Raw genomic sequence first — 23,397 nt, forward strand, 5'->3', positions numbered from 1 at the left:
GGCTTTTTCTCTGAGTTGTTTCACCTCGTTGATTTTGCCTTGTAGGTTATCAAGATAAGTGAAGATTTCTTGTTCTAAATCCCAATTTTTACTCATATTCACCCTCACCTATAAACAAATCATAAAACAAAGAAACCGAAATAATAACCGTTTGTTCTAATTCTATCATCTCCTCAAAATCCCGATCACCAGTAATCAAAAAATCCGCCTCACTAACCCTTGCTAAAGCGATAAACTTAGCATCTTTCGGATCCCTTGTAAAGTCAACATTAACATTAACTTCTATTAACTTTGTGCTATTTTCAATTAAAGTTAACCATTCTGCTTTCTTGGTATCACGTAGTTTTAACTTCTTTCGCTGTAAAACTTCTCTATACTCATCTAAAATTTCCTGTGATACTATCCAATCATAATCAGCATGACTAATAATAAAATTAATCACCTTTTCTGGTTTTCCATCAGCAACCGCCGCAGAAATAAGGATATTTGTATCAATAATAACTCTCATTCTCCTCTCCGATAAGCTTCAATTTCCGCCGCAATTTCTTCATCGGTTAACGGATTATCAGCGTGTAAAGCTTGGGTTTCTTGGCATAAACGCTTAAATTCTTCTGCTAACCTTACTTTTTCAGGATCAATCGGTTTGTCCTTATTTTGTTCCCGTTCTTTTCGATACTTCCTAATCTTTTCTTTTAATAAAGCTTTTGCGGATTCTGTCCCTTTAACATAATCAGGTAATATAATTTCATCCTCCTGTTCTTCTAATAGCTGAAACGCTTTAGAGATAACCTCTTGAGGGGTATTATATTTACCAGTTTTCAGTTGTCTTTCTAAAAACTGTTCCTGTTCAGGGGTTAACGTAATTTGTATCATAATTACCAAATAGTTTGAAGATTAGATAAAGCTTGAATATAGCAGAAACCTTAATCTGACCCTGATGCCTAACAACATTTTCTTTATCCTGATTTAAAACCCCCTTAATCTCAGCCATCAACCACCTGATTCTTGCATCCTTTTTCATAATAGCACTCAGCAACTGTTCGGGGGGCAAATGTTCAAAATCTTCCAGGAACTGGGGAAGTGGGGAAATTTTCAGAAAAACCCTTGACAAATGGCGAGACTTGCTTTAGACTTTTTATATAATGGGAATCCGTGCGCAAATATATATATAGTTTTTGAGCAAAGATAAGAGAGAAAAAAATAGACTCAAAAATCGGGTTGAGTAGGAATAGGGATAAAGGTATGAAGACAGAAAATTTCTCTCCCCGACAAGCATTAAACAAAGCATTCCTGAGAGTCAAACCGAGTCGTAGTCAGGTAGAGAAGTTTCAAACCCACCTGACTGGAAAGTGGGTGTAGAGTGTAGGGTTTAGGGAAAGAAACCTCTTTCATCTGTGGGGGTGAAAATTTTTTCATCGGGACTGACTGGAAAGTGGGAAGTATAAACGAGACAGAATCCAAAGCTGACTGCTGATGGATATAAAATCGGCTCGATTTTTTTCTAAAAACCCTTGACAAATGGCGAGACTTGCTTTAGACTTTTTATATAATGGGAATCCGTGCGCCCATATATATAGGGTTTTTGAGCGAAGATAAGAGAGAAAAAAATAGACCCCAAAATCGGGTTGAGTAGGAATAGGGATAAAGGTATGAAGACGGAAAATTTCTCTCCCCGACAAGCATTAAACAAAGCATTTCTGAGAGTCAAACCGAGTCGTAGTCAGGTAGAGAAGTTTCAAACCCACCTAGAACAACTTTTGGGGAGTATAAACGAGACAGAATCAGAGGAGTTCCATAAAAACCTGCTTGCAGACTTTCTCAAACACAGCTACTATAGTCCCCAACATTTCATCAACACCAAGGGAAGGAATGATTTAGTCATCCATAATGGGAAAGAATCGCGGGATTCCGTGGGGGTAATACTGGAAGTCAAGAAACCCAGCAATAAAAGCGAGATGCTGCGGAGAGACAAACTCAACTGTAAAGCATTACAGGAATTACTCCTCTACTTCCTACGGGAAAGGATAACCGAGAAAAACCTAGAGATAAAACACCTGATTGCAACCAATATATATGAGTGGTTTATCTTCGATGGGAATATCTTCGAGAGACTATTCGCACAAAATCAGGAACTTGTCAGACAGTTTAATGACTTTGAGACGGGGAGACTAACGGGAAAAACCACCGACTTCTTCTACAAACAGATAGGAGAACCCTTCCTGAACTCCATACTCGATTCCCTGACATACACCCATTTTGACTTGCGGGAATACACCCAAACCATCGGGGAGGATGAACATCAGCTAATCAGTCTCTATAAAATCTTTTCTCCCGAACACCTCTTAAAACTCCCCTTTGCGAACGATAGCAACAGTCTCGACAAGAACTTTTATAGTGAGTTGCTGCATATCATCGGATTGACAGAGATAAAAGAGGGAGGGAAAAAACTCATCCAACGTCTGCAACCGGCAGCGCGTCAACCCGGTTCGCTGCTAGAGAACGCTATCAGTCAAGTGGAGAGTTTAGATAAAATCTCTCGTTTACCCAATCCCGAAGAATTTGGGGAGACGGAAGAGGAGAGACTATTTAATATCGGTTTAGAGTTGGGGATAACCTGGATAAATAGAATCCTCTTCCTCAAACTATTAGAAGCGCAGATAATTAGGTATCATCGGGGGGATAAGTCCTTAGGGTTTCTCAATTTAAGCAAAATTGCCGACTATGACGACTTAAATCGGTTATTTTTCAGCGTCTTGGCAAAAAAACAGTCAGAAAGAAGCAAAGACATCCAGAATATCTATACTCAGGTTCCCTATCTCAACAGTTCCCTATTTGAACCGACAGACTTAGAACAATCAACCATAGTCATCAGTAACCTGCGTTCGGAGAATATAGAGATTTTTGCAGGAACAGTCTTAAAGGATAGTCAGGGGAAAAAGCGAACAGGAGAAATCAACGCTTTAGCATACCTATTTGAGTTTCTCAACGCCTACGATTTTAGCAGCGAAGGTGGGGAAGCGATACAGGAGGATAATAAGACTCTTATCAATGCGTCAGTGTTGGGATTAATCTTCGAGAAAATCAACGGATATAAGGATGGTTCCTTTTTCACCCCCGGTTTCATCACTATGTATATGTGTCGGGAAACGATTCGACGCGCAGTAATAGAGAAATTTAACCAGAGTCAGGGATGGGATTGTCAGACTATCGAGGATGTGTATAACCGCATCAAAGATAAAACGGCAGCCAATGCTATTATCAATAGTCTCAAAATTTGTGATCCTGCGGTGGGTTCGGGACATTTTCTTGTTTCTGCTTTGAACGAGATAATCGCGATTAAGAGTGAGTTACAGATTTTATTGGATAAAGAGGGGAAAACTCTCAGGGATTATCGGGTTGAGGTGGTGAACGATGAGTTAATCGTCACCGATGATGACGGTAATCTGTTTGAATATAATCCCCGCAGTCGAGAAAGTCAGCGAGTACAGGAGACTTTATTTCAGGAAAAACAGCGTCTGATTGAGGGGTGTCTCTTTGGAGTTGATATCAATCCCAACTCGGTGAAAATCTGTCGGTTGCGTTTATGGATTGAGTTACTCAAGAATGCTTACTACAAAGCAGATAATGAGTTAGAGACGTTACCGAATATCGATATTAATATCAAGGTTGGCAATTCTCTGATTAGTCGCTTTGGGTTATCCAATGATTTACAAGTCTTTTCCCGCAAAAGTCGTTTAAGTATCGAGAGTTATAAGGATGCGGTGAGAGTCTATCGCAACGCGGAGGATAAATCGCAAAAGCGCGAGATGGAGAGATTGATAAGTGAGATTAAGAGTAGTTTTCGTCAGACTTTACAGGGAGATAATCCCCAGAAAAAGCGCTTGCGCGGTTTGGAAACGGATTTATATAGTCTGGAGAATCAAATTTTGTTATTTGAGGAGTCACCCAAGGAAAAGAAAGCGCGGGAAAGGAAGATTAGTCAGTTAAGGAATGAGATTGATAAATTACGTCCGCAACTAGAGGAGATTGAAAGCGGTAAGATTTATCATAATGCTTTTGAATGGCGCTTCGAGTTTCCCGAAGTTCTAGATGATAAGGGGAATTTTATCGGTTTTGATGTGGTAATTGGCAATCCTCCTTATGGAGTGAAATTCAAGGAAATGGAAAAGAGTTTTTATAAAACAAAATATCCTATTTCGAGTCAAGGGAAAATCGATTCTTTTAAATTATTTTATGAAAGAGCTTATCAACTTTTAAAATCTCAATACTATCAATGCTATATTGCTCCTAATACATTTCTTTATAACACTCAATCTGAATCTCTAAGAAGTTTTCTTATTCAAAATACACATATTATTAAAGCTATTGAGTTGAGAAAGAATATTTTTGAAGATGCTCCTGATGTAGTCACTGTAATAAATATTTCCCAATATATTAAACCGAAAAAAGACTCAACTACTTCTGCGATGGTTGCCTATCCAGATTATAAATATAATAATCTATATGATGATGAATGGGAAATTATTCAAGAAATACCATACTCAATTTTTATAAATGATAGAGAGAAGAAAATTAATCTCAGAAGAAAACTTATATTAGATGAAATTATAAACAATATGAACAAATTTAGAAAATTAGGCGAGCTTTTTCAACTGAAACAAGGTACAAAACCCTATGGAGATAAGGAAAATAAAAATACTGACCTATTATCTAATAATCAAATAGATCAAAGCTGGGAACCAGCAATTAATGGAAGAAATATTGCTTCCTATAGTATAGTATTTGAAAACTTATACGTTAAGAGAAGCAAAGAATTACATAGTTGTTTGCCAAAAGAAATAGTAGATACTGAAAAAATTTATTTTCAGAGAATGCGAAAAATATCATTATTTCCTAGAATAGTTGCTTGTTATGATAGGGATGGAATTCATGGATTATATACTTGTTCTGTTATTTATAAGAACAATTTAAATACGGTAAATTTAGATTTAAAGTATTTATTGGGAATTTTAAATTCTCATTTAATAAATATTTGGTATAAAAATTTTGATACTGATCTAGAAATAAAGCTTGTCTCGGTAAAAAGTATTCCAGTAAGAGAAATTAGTCAAGAACAACAGCAACCTATAATTGCACTTGTAGATCAAATTCTCACGGCTAAAAAATCTAATCCCAAAGCGGATACAAGCGAATTAGAAAAAGAGATTGATAAAATAGTATACAAACTTTATCAACTAAGATATAATGAAGTAAAAATAATTGATCCAGACTTTCCACTAACAGAGGAAGAATATGAAGCAATTAAAATAGAGTAGTAGGGAAAACAAAATGAAAACAAGAATAAAAAACTCTGTATCTAGTGTGGTTTTTATTTATTCAGGGAAGGGGAATCTGCATCACCATATTATAAATGTTGAATTAATAGGCTCAAAACATGGAAAAAACTGTTAATAAAATTTCTCTAAAAAAACAAACTAGCGACTTTCACTATTGGCAAAAACAAACACCCCAAAAAAGACTAGAAGCACTAGAACAAATCCGCCAAGAATATCACCAATACAAATATAATGCCCAACCAAGATTTCAAAGAGTTTATACAATTATTAAACGACAATCAAGTTAAATATCTGGTTATCGTTGGTTATGCTGTTGCAGTTTATGGACATCCATGCTATAATAAAGATATTGATATTTGGATAAAATCAAGCCTGTGATATAAAAAAATGGCAGCAAAAAATACAATAGGAGCCAACCCATGTCAGAGAGAGAAAAACTAATTAAAGAAATCGATCAATCCCCAGATTTTTTAGTTCACGAAGTTTTAAACTTCCTGTTATTCATCAAAGCTCGCACTGCTGAAATTTCCCAACAAGAATCTCTTAAAAAAACTCAAGAATCGAATATTCCAGAGTTTTTAAGCTTCATCGATCAAATAAATTCTGAAACACCAAAAACTAAAAAACTACGTCCATTTGGTTTGTGTGCGGGAGAATTTGTTGTTCCCGAAGACTTTGATGCACCACTCCAGGAAGAAATTTTAAATGCCTTTGAAGGAAAATGAAAATTTTACTAGACACACATATTTTTTTATGGTTTATCAGTGGAGATCAACGACTTCCCACAGATATGCAAGCAATGATTCAAGACCTAGATAACGAAATTTATCTAAGTGTTGTGTCAACTTGGGAAGCAATTGTTAAATATCAGTTAGGTAAATTACCATTACCAGAATCACCTGCAACCTATTTCCCGAGACACTGTGATCGGCATCAAATTCTGAATCTTGACCTCGATCAAGCTAGTGTAAGTCAACTAGCTAATCTTCCATCTTTACATCGTGATCCTTTTGACAGAATGCTGATTTGTCAAGCCTTACAAAACGATATGGCGATCGCAACAGTAGATGGAGCCGTTAAAGCTTATCCAGTCAATTTACTTGAACCATGATCAACTTATAAAAAAAGCGATTGATCACTTAGTTTATAAACTCTATCAACTCACCTATAATGAAGTAAAAATGATTGATCCGGAATATAAAGCCATTAAAATAGAGTAGTGTATTAGGGAAAACAAAATGAAAACAATAGCAGGATTAGATCGCATTACCTTTGACCCTAAAATTATGGCAGATCAAGCTTGTATTCGGGGAATGCGGATACCCGTATCGGTCATTATTAACCTCATCGCCAATGGCTTATCAACAACTGAGATAATTGAAGACTATCCCTATCTCGAACCAGAAGACATCCAACAAGCTTTAAGATATGCAGCTTGGCTAACCCAAGAACGAGTCATCCAACCCTAAGTATTCTATAATACCAATGCTTAGGAAACTATAAAGAAAATCCCAAGATTGAGCGAGTACCTTGGCGAAAAACGCTATAATAGAATAAAATGCCTAATTTTTTCGACAAAATTGTTATGACAGTTACCAATAGACAAGAGCTAGAAGAACTGATACAACAGGTAAAAAAAGCTCAACAACAATTTGCCAACTATAACCAAGAACAAGTAGATATTATCTTCAAAAAAGCCGCATTAGCAGCCAACAACGCGCGCATTCCCCTAGCTAAAATGGCAGTACAAGAGACAGGGATGGGAGTAATAGAAGATAAAGTGATTAAAAACCATTTTGCCTCAGAAATCATCTACAACAAATATAAACACAGCAAAACCTGCGGCATTATCGAAGAAGATAAATCCTTTGGATTGCAAAAAATCGCCGAACCCGTGGGCATTTTAGCGGGGATCGTACCCACCACAAATCCCACCTCCACAGCCATTTTTAAAGCCCTAATTGCCCTGAAAACCCGCAACGGCATCATTTTTTCCCCCCATCCGCGAGCCAAAGACTGCACCATCGCGGCGGCCAAAATAGTCTTAGAAGCGGCCGTGAAAGCGGGCGCACCGGCCGGTATTATTGGTTGGATCGATCAGCCATCGGTGGAACTTTCCCAAGCATTAATGCAACATCCCAGCATTAATTTAATCCTTGCTACCGGCGGTCCGGGTATGGTAAAAGCGGCCTATTCTTCCGGAAGACCTTCCCTAGGAGTCGGTGCCGGCAATACCCCCGCTTTAGTGGACGAAACTGCTCACATAAAAATGGCCGTTTCCTCGATTATTCTCAGTAAAACCTTCGATAACGGCATGATTTGCGCCTCGGAACAATCGGTAATCGTTGTCGATAGCATCTATGAAGAAGTTCGACAGGAATTTATTGATCGCGGGGCCTATCTTCTTTCCCCCGAAGAAAGGGAAAAAGTCGTCGGGATTCTCCTAAAAGATGGTCATATCAACCCCGATATTGTCGGACAACCGGTAGAAAAATTAGCCACCATGGCCGGAATTTCCGTTCCCGAAGATACCCGCTTACTAATCGGAGAAGTAGAAAATATTGGCTTAGAGGAACCATTTTCCTACGAAAAACTCTCGCCAATTTTAGCTATGTACCGAGCGAAAGACTTTGAAGATGGGGTCAAAAAAGCCGAAAAACTGGTCTTATTTGCGGGTCGAGGTCATACGGCCGTGCTTTATACCGCACCCTCCAATCGGGAACATATTAAGCACTTTCAAGACAACGTACAAACGGCCCGGGTATTAATTAATACCCCTTCCTCCCAGGGTGCAATTGGTGATATCTATAACTTCCGTCTCGATCCTAGTTTAACCCTCGGTTGTGGCACTTGGGGCGGTAATTCCATCAGCGAAAACGTCGAACCTACCCACCTATTAAATATTAAAACCGTGGCCGAGCGCCGGGAAAATATGCTTTGGTTCCGAGTACCACCAAAAGTATATTTTAAATACGGAGCATTACCCGTCGCTATTCGGGAATTAGCCGGCAAAAAACGGGCCTTTATTGTCACCGATAAACCTCTTTTTGACCTAGGAGTTACCGCAGCTTTAGAGGAGGTTTTAGAAGAAATCGGCATCACGATTAATATCTTTTATGATGTGGAACCCGATCCTTCCCTAGAAACCGTCGAACGGGGGTTAAATGTAATTAATACCTTCAATCCCGATGTAATTATCGCTATCGGTGGTGGTTCCCCCATGGATGCCGCTAAAATCATCTGGCTACTCTACGAGCATCCAGAGATAGAATTCGAGAGCTTGGCCATGCGTTTTATGGATATCCGCAAACGAGTCTATGAATTGCCCCCTTTAGGCGAAAAAGCTCTCATGGTGTGTATTCCCACCACTTCGGGAACAGGATCAGAAGTGACTCCCTTCGCTGTTGTTACCGATCGCCGTAATAATATTAAATATCCTTTGGCAGATTATGCTCTAACTCCCAGCATGGCAATTGTTGATCCGGAATTAGTGCTGAATATGCCGAAAAAATTGACAGCCTACGGCGGAATTGACGCTTTAACTCACGCTCTTGAGGCCTACGTCTCGGTTTTAGCCTCAGAATATACCAATGCTCTTGCTCAAGATGCCATCCGACTGCTGTTTAAATACTTGCCCAGTTCCTATCATAACGGAGCTAAAGACCCGAAAGCGCGGGAAAAAGTCCATTATGCGGCGACAATGGCAGGAATGGCCTTCGCTAATGGCTTTTTAGGCATCTGTCACTCCATGGCCCACCAATTGGGGGCAATTTTCCACATTCCCCACGGTCTAGCCAATGCCTTGATGATTTCCCACGTCATCCTCTATAATGCCACCGATGCCCCCTTTAAACAGGCGACTTTCTCTCAGTACAAATATCCTAACGTGAAGTGGCGCTATGCCAGAATCGCTCATTCCTTGGGATTGGGAGGAGAAAGCGAGACCGAAAGTGTGGAAAGATTGGTATTAGCGATCGAATGTTTAAAACGGGAAATCGGTATTCCGGCCAGTATTAAAGAGGTAATTCCCGAAAGTGAAGCCGAATTTATGGCCAAATTAGACCATTTAGCTGAACAAGCTTTCGATGATCAGTGTACCGGAGCCAATCCCCGTTATCCCCTGATTGAGGACTTAAAAACCCTGTTAATCCAAGCTTATCACGGCAATTTGCCCCTAGAGGTGGCGGTAAATGGTCACGGTGATGTCAGTCTTGCCGATTTGAAGTTAGAGCCGCAACCGTTGAGCTTGTAGGGATAGATTTTGCCTTTGATCCCCCCTACCCCCTAGTAGGGTTGATTCATGAATCAACCCCACACCCTACACCCCACACCCTACACCCCACACCCTACCCCCCTTAATCAGGGGATATCCCCCCTACCCCCCTTAATAAGGGAAGATCCCCCCTACCCCCCTTAATAAGGGGGGTTTTGACAGTTTTTAACACCTACCTACTTAGCTACCACTTAAAAATTATCCTTTTTCCCCCGCAGCCGTGCAAACACTTGTACTGGTTCATTGCTATCCATGGTCATGGCCAAAGCGGGACTATCCCAACGCAAAAAAGGATTAGTCAGCTTTTCCGTCCCCAAAATTGCCGGAATCGTGGGAAGATCTTCAGCGCGATGTTTTTCCACTTCCCGATAACGCTGTTGCAGAGCAGCATTATTAGGGTCAACTGTCAAGGCAAACTTTAAATTATTTAACGTATATTCGTGAGCGCACCAAACCCTGGTCTGGTCAGGCAGCGATCGCAATTTAGTTAAAGAAGCCACCATTTGGCCCGGTGTTCCCTCAAATAAACGACCACACCCCCCCGAAAACAGGGTATCACCACAGAATAACTCGCCGTAATCTCCGGGGTTAACCGGGGGAAAATAATAGGCAATATGAGCGCGAGTGTGGCCGGGGACAAAGAAAACCTCGGCCCAGCGACCGGCAAATTCCACCCGGTCCCCCTCCTCTAAAAACAGCTGCTGGCCCGGAATGCGACCGCGATCCTCCTTTCCCCCATAAACACAAAGATGGGGATAACGATTAATTAAAGCCTGATTAGCCCCCACATGGTCGCCGTGGTGATGGGTATTGAAAATAGCGACTAAATCCACCTGTAAAGCCTCTAATCGCCTGAAAACCGGTTCAGGTTCGGCCGGATCTACCACGGCCGCGATTTTTTGCGCTCGATCGTAGAGGAGGAAAATATAATTATCGGAAAGGGCGTTAAGACGTTCGATCTCCATGGTAGAATTTTGGGCTAAGGTTTAACTCGATCATACCTATAGCAGCATCTTTCAGAAATCAGGCTAGAAACCTCAACCACTGGGACAAAATCTTAAATATGGCCGATGTAGAATAATAACTATAATAAAAGTGTCATAAAAAAGCAGTGAATTTATAGTAGTTATGACGATCAAATTTCGGTTTCATCCAGAGAAAGCAGTTGAAGCCGCTGCTATACTCTTAAAGCTGCACGGCAAACCGATGAAGTATTTAGGGTTGCTGAAAATGCTCTATATAGCTGACCGTCTTGCTTTAAAAACCATGGATCAACCAATTACTGGGGATAGATATATATCAATGGATTATGGACCGGTTCTCAGTGGTGTTTATGATTTGATTAAAGGACAGCCCGTGGACTCTGCTTTACCCCTGTGGTCGAAATATATTTCTCCCCGGGATTCTAATTATGTTGACCTGCTGCAATATCCCGGCAATGAAGAACTCTGTGAAGAAGAAGAAATGATTCTTAAACAGGTTTACAACACTTTTGGCCATCTCGATCCCTTTCATGTAGCCGAATGGACTCACGATTTACCAGAATGGAAGGATCCCCATGGTTCGGCTATTCCAATTTTAGTAGAGGATGTTTTGCGATCTATGGGTAAAACGGAGGAGGAAATCGAAGATATTAGCCAAGAAGCCCAGCGAGAAGCCTATTTAGATGGAGCTTTACCGAAAATTTTGGGTTAAAGCCCCGCCCTTTAGTGTAGGGTCGGGCGACTTTTAATTTATGGGTTGTCAACTTCAGAAGCAATTCTGTCTAAGCAAGTAATCTCTGTGAACCAAGAATCCCCGTCTTTTTAGAGCGGGAAGTGTCAAAAGGATTTTACCAAAATGTCTAACGAAACCGTTACCTATTCCCTAGAAGCTGTTCTCAAGGAAATCAAAGACAGTATTAAGGAAGTTAGCCACAAAATCGACAAAATTGACGAACGGCTAACTAAGTTAGAGGTGGGACAAGCTAAACTGACTGAGAAAGTCGATGGGATGGATAGAAGGCTCGAAAAGGTTGAGGGAACCCAGAAAAATCAGGTCTGGACGTTAATAATTCTTTTAGGAGGGGCGGTCGCCTATGGCGCGGCGAAGCCGACCGCTACGGCATCGTGGCGCTCTTTCTTTTCTGGGAATCCTTGACCATCTATGAGTTTGCTAGTGTATGGCATTTATTTAAGTACGGGAAGCGCACCAGCAACTGTGGCGCGCTTCTGGGTTTTTGTTGGGGGCAATCCGTTAATTTCGTTTAAAATAACTGAACTCCTGTATATAGGGTCTGCTGAAAAAGTTTCTCGTGGGGGTCGGGTGTGGGGTGTAGGGTTTTACGCATTTTCATCTGGTAAATTACCTAATTTTCAGGGAAAAAGTCCAGGAATTTTCCCCCCGATCCCTCCAATGGCTGGCACTTTTTTATTTCCCAAAAGTCTAAAAATCTTACCCAACGAGGTTTTTAGATTTATTCAGCAACCCCTATATAGTCATTTCAATTAAGATTGAGAATATCAATGCCAGAGTTCATAAGGGTTTAACTGGTCTAGAGTGTATCAGACTTATCTGAAATGACTATAATTCACAGTGACCTTCCTGAAGCTCTCGACTACCGGCACAAACAATTTCATCGATAATAAATTCGTAGATAGCATTTCCGACAATCACTGTCAGAACGATCGCAAGCAAGCCTTTTGTGTATTTATCTAATGCTGTCATGAGGTTTCCAAAATTTCCTTATGGGTAATTTTAAGTAATCAAAAAGGAGATGGGTATGATTAGAATCACCCAAACCGCCGCTTCAGCCGTTTTCTGGTTAGCAACTTTTTGTCCCCTAACTCCCCGCAGCACAGGAATCGGCGAAAATTACGCAGGGAATCCCCACATGACTAATGGGAACAATATCGGGTTCTGTGGGGGGAAATAAAGCGACAACGTGGGGAACGGGACGGGGAGTATAATGCACTTGCGACTGGCCCCGATAAGCGAGGGAGGTGCTTGCTCCTGAATCCAACATCACCGCCTCCCGAAAACCTGCCTGTACTAATAATTCTCCCAAAGCCATGGAATCGATCGGGTCTCTGGAAACCCCGATTACTGGCTGTCCTGCCTGATTAATCCCCCAAAAAGCCCGGTGACGCAGGGCATCAAAACCGTAAAGTGTACCAAAGGATTCTCGGGATTGTGGTTGTCCATCTTTGACTAACCAAGCGGCCGCGACAAAAGCATCCGTCACCTTGAGATCATCTCCGGCCTCGGCTGCGATTCCTTCTAGGGTATTATGACGGGCAGGATCAAAAGGAAGATAACGCACCCATCGCTCAGTAATGATTACTAAAGGACGACCCTCTAACTTGCCGATTTCTCCCTCATATCCCGGGATAAAGCCACCATTTTGGCTTAAAACTGGCCCGATCATCTGATTTGAGTCCAATTCCTTGAGAGAGAAAAAACCGCCATCTACAGCCGCGATCGCTTCTGTACCGGCGATAATTTCCTCCACTTGATAGCGACTATCAGCGTGGATAGTTTTGGGAATCCCGCCACTAATCAGAACAAGTGTATTAGTTGAAAATTCCACTTCCCGTTTTTGGATGGTGGTGGCAAAGTTAAAACCGCCATCCCTACGGGGTAAGGGATCACCTCCCCAAGCTTGCGGGACAACTTCCCTAGTGCGCGATTGCCCAAAACGTCCAATCGTGAGTAAATTGGGAGATTGTCCAGCAAAATGCTCATCGAGGTCATTCATCGATAAAGCCGCCCGATAACCCGCTTTTTTGACGAATTCCTTCACTCGATCGTCCGCCTTCCCTTCCGGATAGGTAAAATAATTAATCGGAATACCCAATTCTTTTTCTAAGATTTGTTTCGATTGCTTGACTTCTTGCTCTAAATCTGCATCGGATAATAACCTTAAATCCCGGGGATGACTAACACTATGGGAGACAATTTGTACTAGAGGATCGGCGGCCATTTCCTGGAGTTGTTGCCAAGTGACACTGGTTCGGCCGGTTTTTTGAGTCATTTTATTGATATAAATCGAGAAAACGGCGGGATAGTTATATTTTCTCAATAAAGGATAGACATACTGGTAATGTCCCCCATAACCATCATCAAAAGTTAATAAAACCGGTTTATCGGGAAGGGGGATACCTGTCCGCAGATGGGAAATTAACCAATCGATACTGATCGGAGTTGCCCCGATTTCCTGCAAAAATTGAAAATGTGCCTCTAATTCGCCAGGGGTAACGTCAAAGAATACCTCTTTTTCTGGTAAAATGTCGTGATACATTAAAATCGGTACTTTTGCCCCTTGAGCGCGGAGATGAATTTCCGGCCAGGGTGCTAATTCGAGCGCTGTTGCCGAGTTATTTGGCCAATTATCGAGACTAATATCGTTTTTTTGGAGAGATAGGGGTAGAATCACGCGATCAGAGATGTTTTTATAGGTTTTACAATCAAAAACTCTCGATATATCCTTAAAGGAACTATTTTCTCGGACATAATCCGCGCATTCCGGTTGAAACTCCCTAAAGGGTGCGGGGAGAGAATCACCCCCCACCAGAGCATTAGAACGAGGATAGAAAGAAATTGCCCAAATAATCAGACAAACGACGATAAATGCCAAAAATCCGTATAGGGGAAACAAAGAAAAGGAAGATTTTTGCCGAGCTTGCCAACGCATAAGATCAAGTAATAAAGTAAAAAGTAAAAAGTAAAAAAGCAGATAGGCCCTGAGTTACCGAAAAAACTGCCTTTTATCTAGATTTTTGGCTTTTGTTTTCTCGTCAGCAAAGCCCACTGATTACAAGCTGAGTTTCCCCATAATCCGTTCCCTTGTCAAGTTTTCTAGAACACTATCATCAGTTATCAGTTATCAGTCATCAGTTATCAGTGAGCAGATTTGAGTTTTCAGTGGACAGTGGTAATCAGTGAGCAGTTGTCAATAGACTACCTTTATTGATTCTCCCCATTTCCCCATCACCCCATTTCCCCATCACCCCATCACCCCACACCCCACACCCCATCACCCCACACCCCACACCCCACACCCTACACCCCCGCTATATTCACGGGGATTAAACTGGTAAAGCGTGACACAAAACTGCTAGAGTTACCAAAGACGAGTATATAAACTTTACAGATATTGTATGAGAGTTTTGGTTATTGGCGGAGACGGCTATTGTGGTTGGGCAACGGCACTCCATCTATCAAATAGAGGTTACGAAGTAGGCATACTTGATAGTTTAGTTCGTCGCTATTGGGACTTACAATTAGGCTGCGATACCTTAACACCGATCGCACCCATATCTCATCGGATTCAACGCTGGCAAGATCTGACGGGAAAATCGCTCGATCTTTTTGTCGGGGATATCAATAACTACGACTTTTTGATTCAATCCCTGCGACAGTTTCAACCGGATGCGATTGTTCACTTCGGAGAACAGAGATCTGCACCCTTCTCCATGATCGATCGCGAACACGCAGTTTTAACCCAAGTTAACAACGTTGTTGGCAATTTAAACATCCTCTACGCGATGAAAGAGGAATTTCCCGACGCGCACCTAGTGAAACTGGGAACCATGGGTGAGTATGGCACACCGAATATAGATATTGAAGAAGGCTACATCACGATCGAACATAACGGTCGTAAGGATACTTTACCCTATCCCAAACAGCCAGGCAGTATGTACCATCTCAGCAAAGTCCACGATAGCCATAATATCCATTTTGCCTGTCGGATGTGGGGTTTAAAAGCCACAGATCTCAATCAAGGGGTGGTTTATGGAGTCCTCACCGAAGAAACGGGAATGGATGAGATGTTAATTAACCGTCTCGATTACGATGGGGTTTTTGGTACTGCTTTAAACCGTTTTTGTATTCAAGCGGCGATCGGTCATCCCCTAACAGTGTACGGTAAAGGTGGTCAAACGCGAGGATTTTTAGATATCCGCGATACCGTGCGTTGTTTGGAATTAGCGATCGCCAATCCCGCTCAATCGGGGGAATTCCGCGTTTTTAACCAATTTACAGAACTATTCAGCGTCGGTGACTTGGCACTGATGGTTAAAAAAGCTGGTTCCGCATTGGGGTTAAATGTGGAGATTAACCATCTTGACAACCCGCGCATCGAGTTAGAGGAACATTATTTTAACGCTAAAAACACAAAATTACTCGATCTAGGCCTACAACCTCACTATCTCTCCGATTCTCTCCTCGATTCCCTCTTGAACTTCGCCACCAAGTATAAAAATCGGGTAGATATGAATCATATCCTACCAAAAGTCACTTGGAAACGATAATTTATTAGTAAATGATAAGTTGAGGATGGGTTACTTGCCCATCCTTTGCGTTTTTCTAATGTATCGCCATCAAACTCGATCTTAATCCGCACTGATGGGAATTATTGTCGTCCACGATTGCGGGAATTAGCGCGACGTTCTTGCATTAACTGGGAAAATTCCGTTCTTTGAGCGGGAGTTAACACTTGACGAATTTCCAAAAAACTCTCAAATTGCAGGTTACTGATTTCTTGGCGATTCCGAGAGATTTGCTGATGTTTAGAACGGATATCTCGATCGGAGGCATTATTCGATAATAAACTATTTAATTCTTGTTCGTTGCTTCTCAGGGTTTCTCGCAACTGTTTGGTTTTTTCCTGATATTTCTGACGAATAGCGGCAACTTTTGACTTTTGCTCATCGGTAAGGTTTAATTGTTCAATTAGTCCTTCTCTAGAATTATTCATCCCACGGGGACGATTTTCAGGACGCTGGGGAGAGCTAGTTTGAGCAATAAATAGACCATCTTGGGGATAGGATAGCACAGTGGCACTTGGGGCCAAGTTAGCGGCCAGAGTTAAAACCATGGTTGTGCCGAGAATCGAGAGAGTAGAAAGGGACATAATTGACCTCGACAAAGAAATTAAGGATTATAGGTAGAATAGGTGAGTTGAGGCTCGTTTAAGCTCATCCAAGGCGAACTATAAACGCTAGGAGCAGCCATCGGTGGAGCGATGCTATGGTTCCAACTCTCCACTAAAAAAGCTTCTAACTCCTCGTCGGAAATTTGGCCCAGTTGTGGATGAGGATCGGACCAACGATAGGAAGCAACAATCAGCACCGATAAGGCAGTAATACCAGTTATCCACCCCAATAAAGGCAGCAATTTTGGGGAAGTTACCGGCCTTTCTCCCCTAATCATTTGCATTAACTGTTCTTCTTGATCTATCGGTCGAGGTGGCAGCGATGGACGATATCGACGCAGAAAATTAACGACTTTGTCATCTTCTGGGGACATTAGAGAACTCCTTGTTTTTGCAAAAATTGACCCATGGTTTTACGCGCATAATGAAGACGTGATTTCACCGTACCGAGGGGAATTTCTAAGATTTGGGCGATTTCCTTTTGGGGTAAGTCCTCTAGATCGTGAAGGACAAGGACAGCGCGATGTTCTAAACTGAGAATTTCTAACCCTTGTCGGACCACCTCCTCATAATGCAATTGCATCAAATCGGGACTATCTTGGGGACGGGATTCGCTATCAAGGGAGTTTTCCTCATCAGTGCTTTTGGCCATCCTCATTTGTCTTTTGGCTAATTGTCGCCGACCATCGATCGCTACATTCCAGGTGATCCGATAAACCCAAGTGGAAAAGTATTCAGGTGAACGCAATTTCGGCAACCCGCGCCACAGTCTTAAAAATACCTCTTGGACAAAATCCTCTAGGAATTCCCTTCCACAGAGTTGATAGAGAGTAGAGCGGATTTTTGGTTGATAAAGACGGTAAAGGTGACGAAAAGCACCCCGATCACCCCTTTGACACTTTAAGATTAACTCTCGATCGCTCACACTTGTTTGCTTATCGGTTATCACCTCGATCATTCCCCTCACCCCTAGCTACTTGTCTGTTTAGACTAGGGGATGCCAAGAATGGTTCATAACCAGTTATCAGTTATCAGTTATCAGTTATCAGTGGTCAGTTATCAGCTTTTTTCTTCCTGCTCCCCATCTCCCCACACCCCACACCGCTCTTCCATCACCGAGGGAGTAATTGTTGATAGAAATCCAATTGTTTTTGAGCGAGGGCTTTATTAGTATAATTGGTCATTACTCTCTGATAACCCCTCTGGCCTAATTCTTGAGCGAAGCTGGGATTATCTAAGAGAGTTTGTATCGATTTAGCCAGTGCCTCCCCATCTTTTTCGGGAAAAATTAAACCCGTATCAGCAATAACAAAGGGAATTTCTCCGGAATCAGAACCAATAACAGGAACCCGACAGGCCATGGCTTCAATTAAGACATGACCGAATTGTTCTTTCCAACCGACGGCCGTTAAGGTTTTGACCTGATAGGTGGTTTCTGACGGCAAAACTAAAGTGTTCATCAGGTTAATATAATTAACTACTTGATCGTGGGGAACACTTTCCACTATCATCAAGCGATCGCTTATTCCTGCGGCTGTAGCTTCGCTGATTATTTTATCTTTCAGGATGCCCCGACCTAACAGTAATAATTTCCAGTTACCTGTTAATTTAGCTACAGCTTTAATCAGCGTTAGAATGCCTTTCTCTTCCACAAAACGACCGATAAAACCAATCACGAATTCATCGTTTTCAATACCTAAAGATCGGGCTAAATCGGGGTGCTTGCTGGGGGAAAAAAGAACTTCATCCACGCCTAATTGCGGTAAAACGGTGTATTTACCCCTGTAACCCCGTTCTTTTAAAACATCTACCCCGTCCTGATTACCGGCGATTAAACCATCGGTATTTTTCAGGTTATAAGCTTCTAACCAAGAGATGGGAAATTTAGGAGTATAGGGAAGATTCCACCAGGTAAAAAATACATTTTTAGCCCGGAGATTTAAGAGACGATTCAGAGTAATCAATTGACCATAAGCGAGAGATTTAGAACCCTGTTCCACTTGAATAATATCGGGTCTAAATTTTTGCAATAAAGAAATTATATCAGTGCCAAAAGTTAATAAAGCTTGGTTATTCTGGCTAAAATTAGAGATAGGAATAACTCGGAAATTGTCGGCTATTTTCGGTTGACTTTCAATGATTTTATTTTGGACTCCTCCCGGTTGCCAACGTTGGGGAACAACAATAGTAACTTCAATACTGGGATTTAATCTTGTCAAGGCGCGCAGTTTCTCACAGTTGAGATCAACGATATAGGTATGACTAGCGACTAAAATTCTCATAGATTATCTAGTTTTGTATAAATTTGGCCATCATTCCAGAGGGACTTTACTTGAGTTTTTAGAGCATCAAGAAAACCTAAACTATAAAAAATTCCCCTAGAGAGGATTTTAATCGGGGAACCACCTTTATTGCAGGGAGGATTGCCAAGAACGTGACAGTCAAATAATTTAGCGTAGAGTCGCAATTGTTGAGCGGGAGTGAGATTTTTCAGGGCCATCAGAAAGTGATTATGATAAAAAGTCGTCTGATAACTCAGAGAACGAGTGCTAATATCATGACAGCCGCCGGTTTCTTCCCCTAAATGAACCAGATAAGCGGTGGGATCGTACCAGACATGATAGGGAGTCTGGCGTAACCTTAAGCAAAAATCCGATTCCTCGCGCACGGCACTGCCACGAAAGCGTTCATCGAACCAAATGCCGTATTTCGTAAATATATCCTTCCGGAAAGACATATTACAGCCCCGGGCTGAGATTACCTGCTGGGGTTTAGTGGTGTGGACAAGATCGATGTAATACCAAGCAATGCCCGGATCCATCGCTTGGGGGGGTAAAAAGTCGATTTCGTAGGGTTTGCTGGTATCTGTCACCATTTTTTGGGAGTCACCCAATTTCATGCGATCGAATACCCGACCGGCCACTACACCTATCTCAGGGTTCTTGACAAAATTCTCACCATGTGCTTTGAGATAATTATCCGGTAGCCGCACATCATCATCGATAAAAAGAACGATATCGCCCTGGGCGCGACGGACTCCATAATTTCTGGCACCGGGTAAACTCGCCCAATCCAGCCGATACCAGCTAATTTTTTGCTGATTAGCCAGATTTTCCAGATAGGATTGTATGGCGGGGCTGTGGGTAGCGGTCTGGTCGATAACTAATACCTCAAAATCGGGATAATCTTGTTTGAGTAGGTCATCGAGGGTATCTTTAAGAGGCTCTTCGCGTCGATAGGTGGGTATGATGACAGAAATCGAGGGAAAATTCATAGCAGTAATCAGTGATCAGTAATCGGCGTTGTCAGATCAGAATATGAAAGATGCAATGCAATCCTTGCTATCAAAGTAATTTGAGTTCCAAGCTGATTCGGATCATCTTTCAATTTGACAACGCCGTAATCAGTAATCAGTAAAAAGACAGTAGAAAACTTCTATTTAATACTGCACACTTAAAAACTCAAATCTGATAACTGAAAACTCACAGCTGATAACTTATAACTGATAACTCAAATCCCTAACACCCAATTGCATATTTCAAGCTAAAGAAACACCTTTGCGTTTAAAATTTAAGCCCTTTTTGGAGGATTTTGTGGCGGTTTCCCCCGCCAGAATTTTGGCTTCTTTTTCCTGTTTTTCGATCACTGGTAATTTAAAAATTACGCCCGCGAATATCCAGTAATAAACGCCCACAGGATCCGTATCGAGGGCATACCAATAGGGAAGATAGGCAACAAAGAGCAGCAAAACCCAATAACTACCGGCAAAACCTCGCAGAGTCGGATCTTTGAGGGAACGATAGGTGCGGAAGGCCAGATAAACTAGATGGGTCATGAATATCATGTACAAGGTAAAACCAATGTATCCCAACTCGAATAAAACTTTACTGTGATAGGTTTCCACAAAAGAAATTTCACCGAAAACCCTAGCAGAAGATGTGGCCACACCAAGTCCACGACCTAAAATACCGCCCTGATTACGGATAGCAAAATCTAACTGATCTTGAAGAAAAGCGGTGGGGGGAGCCTGTCGCCAACGGCTGATGGCACTATCGTAGCGTTGTTGGACAAAATCGGGGTTAAGGAAAGAAAAACCGATAGCTAGAAGTAAAGCGGCGGCAAAAATGATCGGCAAAAATCGTTTTAAGTTAGCGATTTGTCCTGTAAGAATCGTCATCAGACCAATAATCATCGGTACGGCAAAGAAAGCTAATCTTTGCCCGGAGACCACTGCATTGATAAAAACTAGGGTTAAACCCACTAGGGCTGCTAGTCGCCATTTTTGGGAAATTTCACTAAAGGCACTGGCATAACAAATTACGGCACTAGAGACCAAAAACCAGGCCCAGTGCCAGGGGGAAACAAAGGTTCCTGGGAGACGGATCATATTCACTTCCGGACTATAGGCCAATGCCCCGCCAACCAAACACCTTGCCTCTAAGGTGGCTTTGAATAGTGCATCGGCCACATAGCCTCTAGTTCCTACACAACGACCGGTTTTCAGCATCCAGTATTGCATTAGTCCCAGGACACAACAAATAATCACTAAAGTTACTAAAAGACGACCAAAAAATAACAGGGTGGGTTTGTCTTTAATTAAGTAATAAGTGCAGAAGATCAAGGGGACATAACCTAGCAAAACTTTAAATCCCAATAGTCCTTGCAGAAAAGTCTCACTTTCCCGACAGGGAACTCCGCGCAAACGGCCATCCCTAAACATAGTCATCCCGGCCACGGAATCGCAAGTAGGCAGAAATTGTCTCTGTAAATTGACGGCTAATAGACAGACTACACAGAAAACAAAGATTAATAATAGGGTTGTACCTAATTGTTTCGGGACAATAATCGGTAATCGCTTTTTTCGACATTCTAAAACCAAGGCGATTAAAGCGGGTAGATAAAAGATATCTTTACTTAGCTGGAGGATTTGATTACCTCCCAACCAATAGATAATAGTGCCAGTGAAGGGGACATAGATAATAAATGCCCAAAGAGCCGTGCGAGGATAGCTAAAGGAGAAAACTCCTAAAATTAAGGCTAAACTTACTGCCGCTCCTATCTTGGCATCAAATAATAAGCTGAGGGGTAATCCGAGCAAAATTGCTACACAAATGGCAAAAATAATCAACCCCGTTAACTTTTGTTTCTTTTGCCTTTCTTCTTTTTTGAGGGCAAGTTTCTCTTTGATGTTAAGCGGGGGACTATCAGCTTTTGTTTGGCCCTGTTTATGCTTTTTTTTCTGGCGATCGATACTTAGTCCGGTCATAATTATCCCTTGCTAGGCTAGGCTAAGGGCATTATAATCCCTGTCCCCCTCGATCGACTACAAAAGATAGCTTCGCACCGCTTCCACTAGCCTTTCTGTCCAAAAATTGGCTAATTCTAGGGTTTCTGCTTCCACCATCACCCGAATTAAGGGTTCTGTCCCGGAAGCTCGCACCAAAATTCTGCCTTTTTCTGCCATAGCTGTCTCAGCTTGGCGGATTTCTCGCCGCAAAGGTTCACATTGCTGCCAATTACGTCGCACTTCTCTATCTTCCACCCGCACATTGCGTAAAATCTGCGGATAGGTGACAAAGCTATGATCGACTAAGTTAGCCAAGGAAACCGCCGATTTCTGCACTAAAGCCGCTAAATGTAGGGCGGTTTGCATTCCATCCCCAGAAACCCCGTAATGATGGCAGAGGATATGACCGGATTGTTCACCCCCTAGCATGGCTCCAGTTGCCCACATTTGCGCCTGAACGTGCTGATCGCCCACGGCAGTCCGCAAGAATTGACCCCCCAGTTTTTGCCAAGCGCGTTCAAAACCTAAATTAGCCATCACCGTGGCTACTAATAACCCATCGGGTAGCTGTCCGGCTTCTAAGAGGGAACGACCCCAAAAATAGAGGATATAATCGCCATCTACTACTCTACCTTGACTATCCACGGCCAGGACCCGATCGGCATCGCCATCGAAGGCAAACCCTAAATCCGCCTGCTGATTAATCACCGCCGCCTGTAAGCTTTCTAAATGGGTAGAACCACAATTAACGTTAATGCGATCGCCATCGGCTCGATCGTGTAAGCAGATAACTTCCGCCCCCAAGGCTTGGAATACTAAAGGTGCTAGGTTAACGGCTGCCCCCCAAGCTAGATCTAAAACTATTTTTAATCCCGATAGGTTAATATCTGTCCCGACGGAAGCAATCACAGCTTGATAATATTTTTGGATTAATTCGGGACAAAAAGTCGCTTTTCCCCAATTTTCTGGTTTATCTGCTAGTTCTAAATTGCCCCTTAAACCCGCTTCTATCTGTGCCGCTAAAGTGCCAGATAATTTTAAACCGCTGCTGTCAAAAAATTTAATGCCGTTATCTTCAGGAGGATTATGACTAGCAGAAATCATGATCCCCCCCATCGCTTCGCTTTCTCTGGTTAAATAGGCGACGCAGGGAGTGGGACATAATCCCAGTTGCCAGACTTCTATTCCCGCCCAAGTTAAACCCGCAGTGATAGCATTGGCTAACATATCACTGGAATTACGCGAATCTTGACCGATAATTACTGGTTTGGTGACACCAGCTTGATTTTTTAATACCTGTCCCGCCCAAAATCCGATTTGTAGCGCTAGGGGGGCAGTTAATAATTCTCCCACTTGGCCACGAATTCCGTCCGTGCCAAACAGGGGTGATGACGGTAATTCGATCAAACCCCCTAAGGATAACAGGGGATGCGATCGAGCTTTCTGCCCATTTTGATACGATAGAGAAGCTACCATGGCCGATTCCTTTCCTCACACGACACAATCAGAGGATAACATGATCACCGATTTTTTAAAATCAATGTTCCCAGTTGACCCTAATCCTCCTCCCGGAGTTCCTGACACTGTA

22 protein-coding genes are annotated in these 23,397 nt (G+C 42.2%); 10 read left to right on the forward strand and 12 right to left on the reverse strand.

Annotated elements, in window-relative coordinates; all coding sequences use genetic code 11:
* Nucleotides 1–88 precede the first annotated feature (88 nt).
* Both IM473_RS06865 and IM473_RS06870 read right to left on the reverse strand, forming a co-directional pair.
* Nucleotides 89–508, reverse strand: a complete 420-nt coding sequence (locus IM473_RS06865; protein ID WP_106908509.1) for a putative toxin-antitoxin system toxin component, PIN family — start codon at nucleotides 506–508, stop codon at nucleotides 89–91.
* Nucleotides 505–873: a ribbon-helix-helix domain-containing protein gene (locus tag IM473_RS06870; RefSeq protein WP_002803329.1), complete on the reverse strand. Its 369-nt coding sequence runs from the start codon at nucleotides 871–873 to the stop codon at nucleotides 505–507. The genes IM473_RS06865 and IM473_RS06870 overlap by 4 nt, the downstream gene beginning before the upstream one ends.
* 645 nt (nucleotides 874–1,518) lie before the next feature.
* Between IM473_RS06870 and IM473_RS22495 the strand changes: the two genes are divergently transcribed.
* From IM473_RS22495 to adhE, 7 genes are all read left to right on the forward strand, one after another.
* Nucleotides 1,519–1,596: an SWIM zinc finger family protein gene (locus IM473_RS22495; protein ID WP_353738150.1), complete on the forward strand. Its 78-nt coding sequence runs from the start codon at nucleotides 1,519–1,521 to the stop codon at nucleotides 1,594–1,596.
* A 53-nt stretch (nucleotides 1,597–1,649) separates the two neighbouring features.
* A complete protein-coding gene (locus IM473_RS06875; protein ID WP_287658896.1) occupies nucleotides 1,650–5,315 on the forward strand; it encodes a DUF7149 domain-containing protein in 3,666 nt (1,221 codons plus the stop codon).
* 119 nt (nucleotides 5,316–5,434) lie between these two features.
* Nucleotides 5,435–5,623 (forward strand): hypothetical protein, encoded by a 189-nt coding sequence (locus IM473_RS06880; protein ID WP_287658897.1) that lies wholly within the window; start codon nucleotides 5,435–5,437, stop codon nucleotides 5,621–5,623.
* A 132-nt stretch (nucleotides 5,624–5,755) separates the two neighbouring features.
* Nucleotides 5,756–6,061 (forward strand): DUF2281 domain-containing protein, encoded by a 306-nt coding sequence (locus tag IM473_RS06885; RefSeq protein ID WP_287658898.1) that lies wholly within the window; start codon nucleotides 5,756–5,758, stop codon nucleotides 6,059–6,061.
* Entirely contained in the window at nucleotides 6,058–6,447 is a 390-nt protein-coding gene (locus IM473_RS06890; RefSeq protein ID WP_287658899.1) for a type II toxin-antitoxin system VapC family toxin, read from the forward strand. The genes IM473_RS06885 and IM473_RS06890 overlap by 4 nt, the downstream gene beginning before the upstream one ends.
* A gap of 127 nt (nucleotides 6,448–6,574) precedes the next feature.
* Complete coding sequence (locus IM473_RS06895; protein WP_287658900.1) at nucleotides 6,575–6,805, forward strand: DUF433 domain-containing protein; 231 nt, start codon at nucleotides 6,575–6,577, stop codon at nucleotides 6,803–6,805.
* 116 nt (nucleotides 6,806–6,921) lie between these two features.
* The gene (gene adhE / locus IM473_RS06900) at nucleotides 6,922–9,588 is read left to right on the forward strand and encodes a bifunctional acetaldehyde-CoA/alcohol dehydrogenase (RefSeq protein ID WP_287658901.1); all 2,667 of its coding nucleotides are present in this window, start codon (nucleotides 6,922–6,924) and stop codon (nucleotides 9,586–9,588) included.
* A gap of 212 nt (nucleotides 9,589–9,800) precedes the next feature.
* Here the strand turns inward: adhE and gloB are convergent, their stop codons facing one another.
* Complete coding sequence (gloB, locus tag IM473_RS06905; RefSeq protein ID WP_287658902.1) at nucleotides 9,801–10,574, reverse strand: hydroxyacylglutathione hydrolase; 774 nt, start codon at nucleotides 10,572–10,574, stop codon at nucleotides 9,801–9,803.
* A 163-nt stretch (nucleotides 10,575–10,737) separates the two neighbouring features.
* Here gloB and IM473_RS06910 point away from each other — a divergent pair, with 163 nt between their 5' ends.
* Both IM473_RS06910 and IM473_RS06915 read left to right on the forward strand, forming a co-directional pair.
* Nucleotides 10,738–11,304 (forward strand): Panacea domain-containing protein, encoded by a 567-nt coding sequence (locus IM473_RS06910; protein ID WP_287658903.1) that lies wholly within the window; start codon nucleotides 10,738–10,740, stop codon nucleotides 11,302–11,304.
* A gap of 144 nt (nucleotides 11,305–11,448) precedes the next feature.
* Nucleotides 11,449–11,748 carry a hemolysin XhlA family protein gene (locus tag IM473_RS06915; RefSeq protein WP_002754911.1) on the forward strand — a complete coding sequence of 100 codons (300 nt, stop codon included), beginning with the start codon at nucleotides 11,449–11,451 and terminating at the stop codon, nucleotides 11,746–11,748.
* A gap of 423 nt (nucleotides 11,749–12,171) precedes the next feature.
* Here the strand turns inward: IM473_RS06915 and IM473_RS06920 are convergent, their stop codons facing one another.
* Both IM473_RS06920 and IM473_RS06925 read right to left on the reverse strand, forming a co-directional pair.
* Nucleotides 12,172–12,315: a hypothetical protein gene (locus IM473_RS06920; RefSeq protein WP_002738914.1), complete on the reverse strand. Its 144-nt coding sequence runs from the start codon at nucleotides 12,313–12,315 to the stop codon at nucleotides 12,172–12,174.
* A 115-nt stretch (nucleotides 12,316–12,430) separates the two neighbouring features.
* Complete coding sequence (locus tag IM473_RS06925) at nucleotides 12,431–14,281, reverse strand: polysaccharide deacetylase family protein (RefSeq protein WP_287658905.1); 1,851 nt, start codon at nucleotides 14,279–14,281, stop codon at nucleotides 12,431–12,433.
* Nucleotides 14,282–14,747: 466 nt separating this feature from the next.
* Here IM473_RS06925 and IM473_RS06930 point away from each other — a divergent pair, with 466 nt between their 5' ends.
* Complete coding sequence (locus IM473_RS06930; protein ID WP_287658906.1) at nucleotides 14,748–15,899, forward strand: NAD-dependent epimerase/dehydratase family protein; 1,152 nt, start codon at nucleotides 14,748–14,750, stop codon at nucleotides 15,897–15,899.
* Nucleotides 15,900–16,000: 101 nt separating this feature from the next.
* On the opposite strand, the gene IM473_RS06935 is transcribed toward IM473_RS06930, so the two are convergent.
* The 7 genes from IM473_RS06935 to glmM form a co-directional block, all read right to left on the reverse strand.
* Nucleotides 16,001–16,501 carry a Spy/CpxP family protein refolding chaperone gene (locus tag IM473_RS06935; RefSeq protein ID WP_287658907.1) on the reverse strand — a complete coding sequence of 167 codons (501 nt, stop codon included), beginning with the start codon at nucleotides 16,499–16,501 and terminating at the stop codon, nucleotides 16,001–16,003.
* Nucleotides 16,502–16,521: 20 nt separating this feature from the next.
* The gene (locus IM473_RS06940; RefSeq protein ID WP_287658908.1) at nucleotides 16,522–16,896 is read right to left on the reverse strand and encodes a hypothetical protein; all 375 of its coding nucleotides are present in this window, start codon (nucleotides 16,894–16,896) and stop codon (nucleotides 16,522–16,524) included.
* The gene (locus IM473_RS06945; protein ID WP_149985612.1) at nucleotides 16,896–17,480 is read right to left on the reverse strand and encodes a sigma-70 family RNA polymerase sigma factor; all 585 of its coding nucleotides are present in this window, start codon (nucleotides 17,478–17,480) and stop codon (nucleotides 16,896–16,898) included. The genes IM473_RS06940 and IM473_RS06945 overlap by 1 nt, the downstream gene beginning before the upstream one ends.
* Nucleotides 17,481–17,634: 154 nt before the next feature.
* A complete protein-coding gene (gene hpsO, locus IM473_RS06950) occupies nucleotides 17,635–18,804 on the reverse strand; it encodes a hormogonium polysaccharide biosynthesis glycosyltransferase HpsO (RefSeq protein ID WP_287658909.1) in 1,170 nt (389 codons plus the stop codon).
* Entirely contained in the window at nucleotides 18,801–19,796 is a 996-nt protein-coding gene (hpsN, locus tag IM473_RS06955) for a hormogonium polysaccharide biosynthesis glycosyltransferase HpsN (RefSeq protein WP_045358222.1), read from the reverse strand. Before hpsN ends, hpsO begins: the two co-directional genes overlap by 4 nt.
* Before the next feature lie 264 nt (nucleotides 19,797–20,060).
* A complete protein-coding gene (gene hpsL, locus IM473_RS06960) occupies nucleotides 20,061–21,788 on the reverse strand; it encodes a hormogonium polysaccharide biosynthesis protein HpsL (protein ID WP_287658910.1) in 1,728 nt (575 codons plus the stop codon).
* 57 nt (nucleotides 21,789–21,845) lie between these two features.
* Nucleotides 21,846–23,285: a phosphoglucosamine mutase gene (glmM, locus tag IM473_RS06965; protein WP_287658911.1), complete on the reverse strand. Its 1,440-nt coding sequence runs from the start codon at nucleotides 23,283–23,285 to the stop codon at nucleotides 21,846–21,848.
* Nucleotides 23,286–23,397 lie beyond the last annotated feature (112 nt).

The organism is Microcystis sp. M015S2 (assembly GCF_020245945.1).
In the GTDB taxonomy this organism is placed as follows: domain Bacteria; phylum Cyanobacteriota; class Cyanobacteriia; order Cyanobacteriales; family Microcystaceae; genus Microcystis.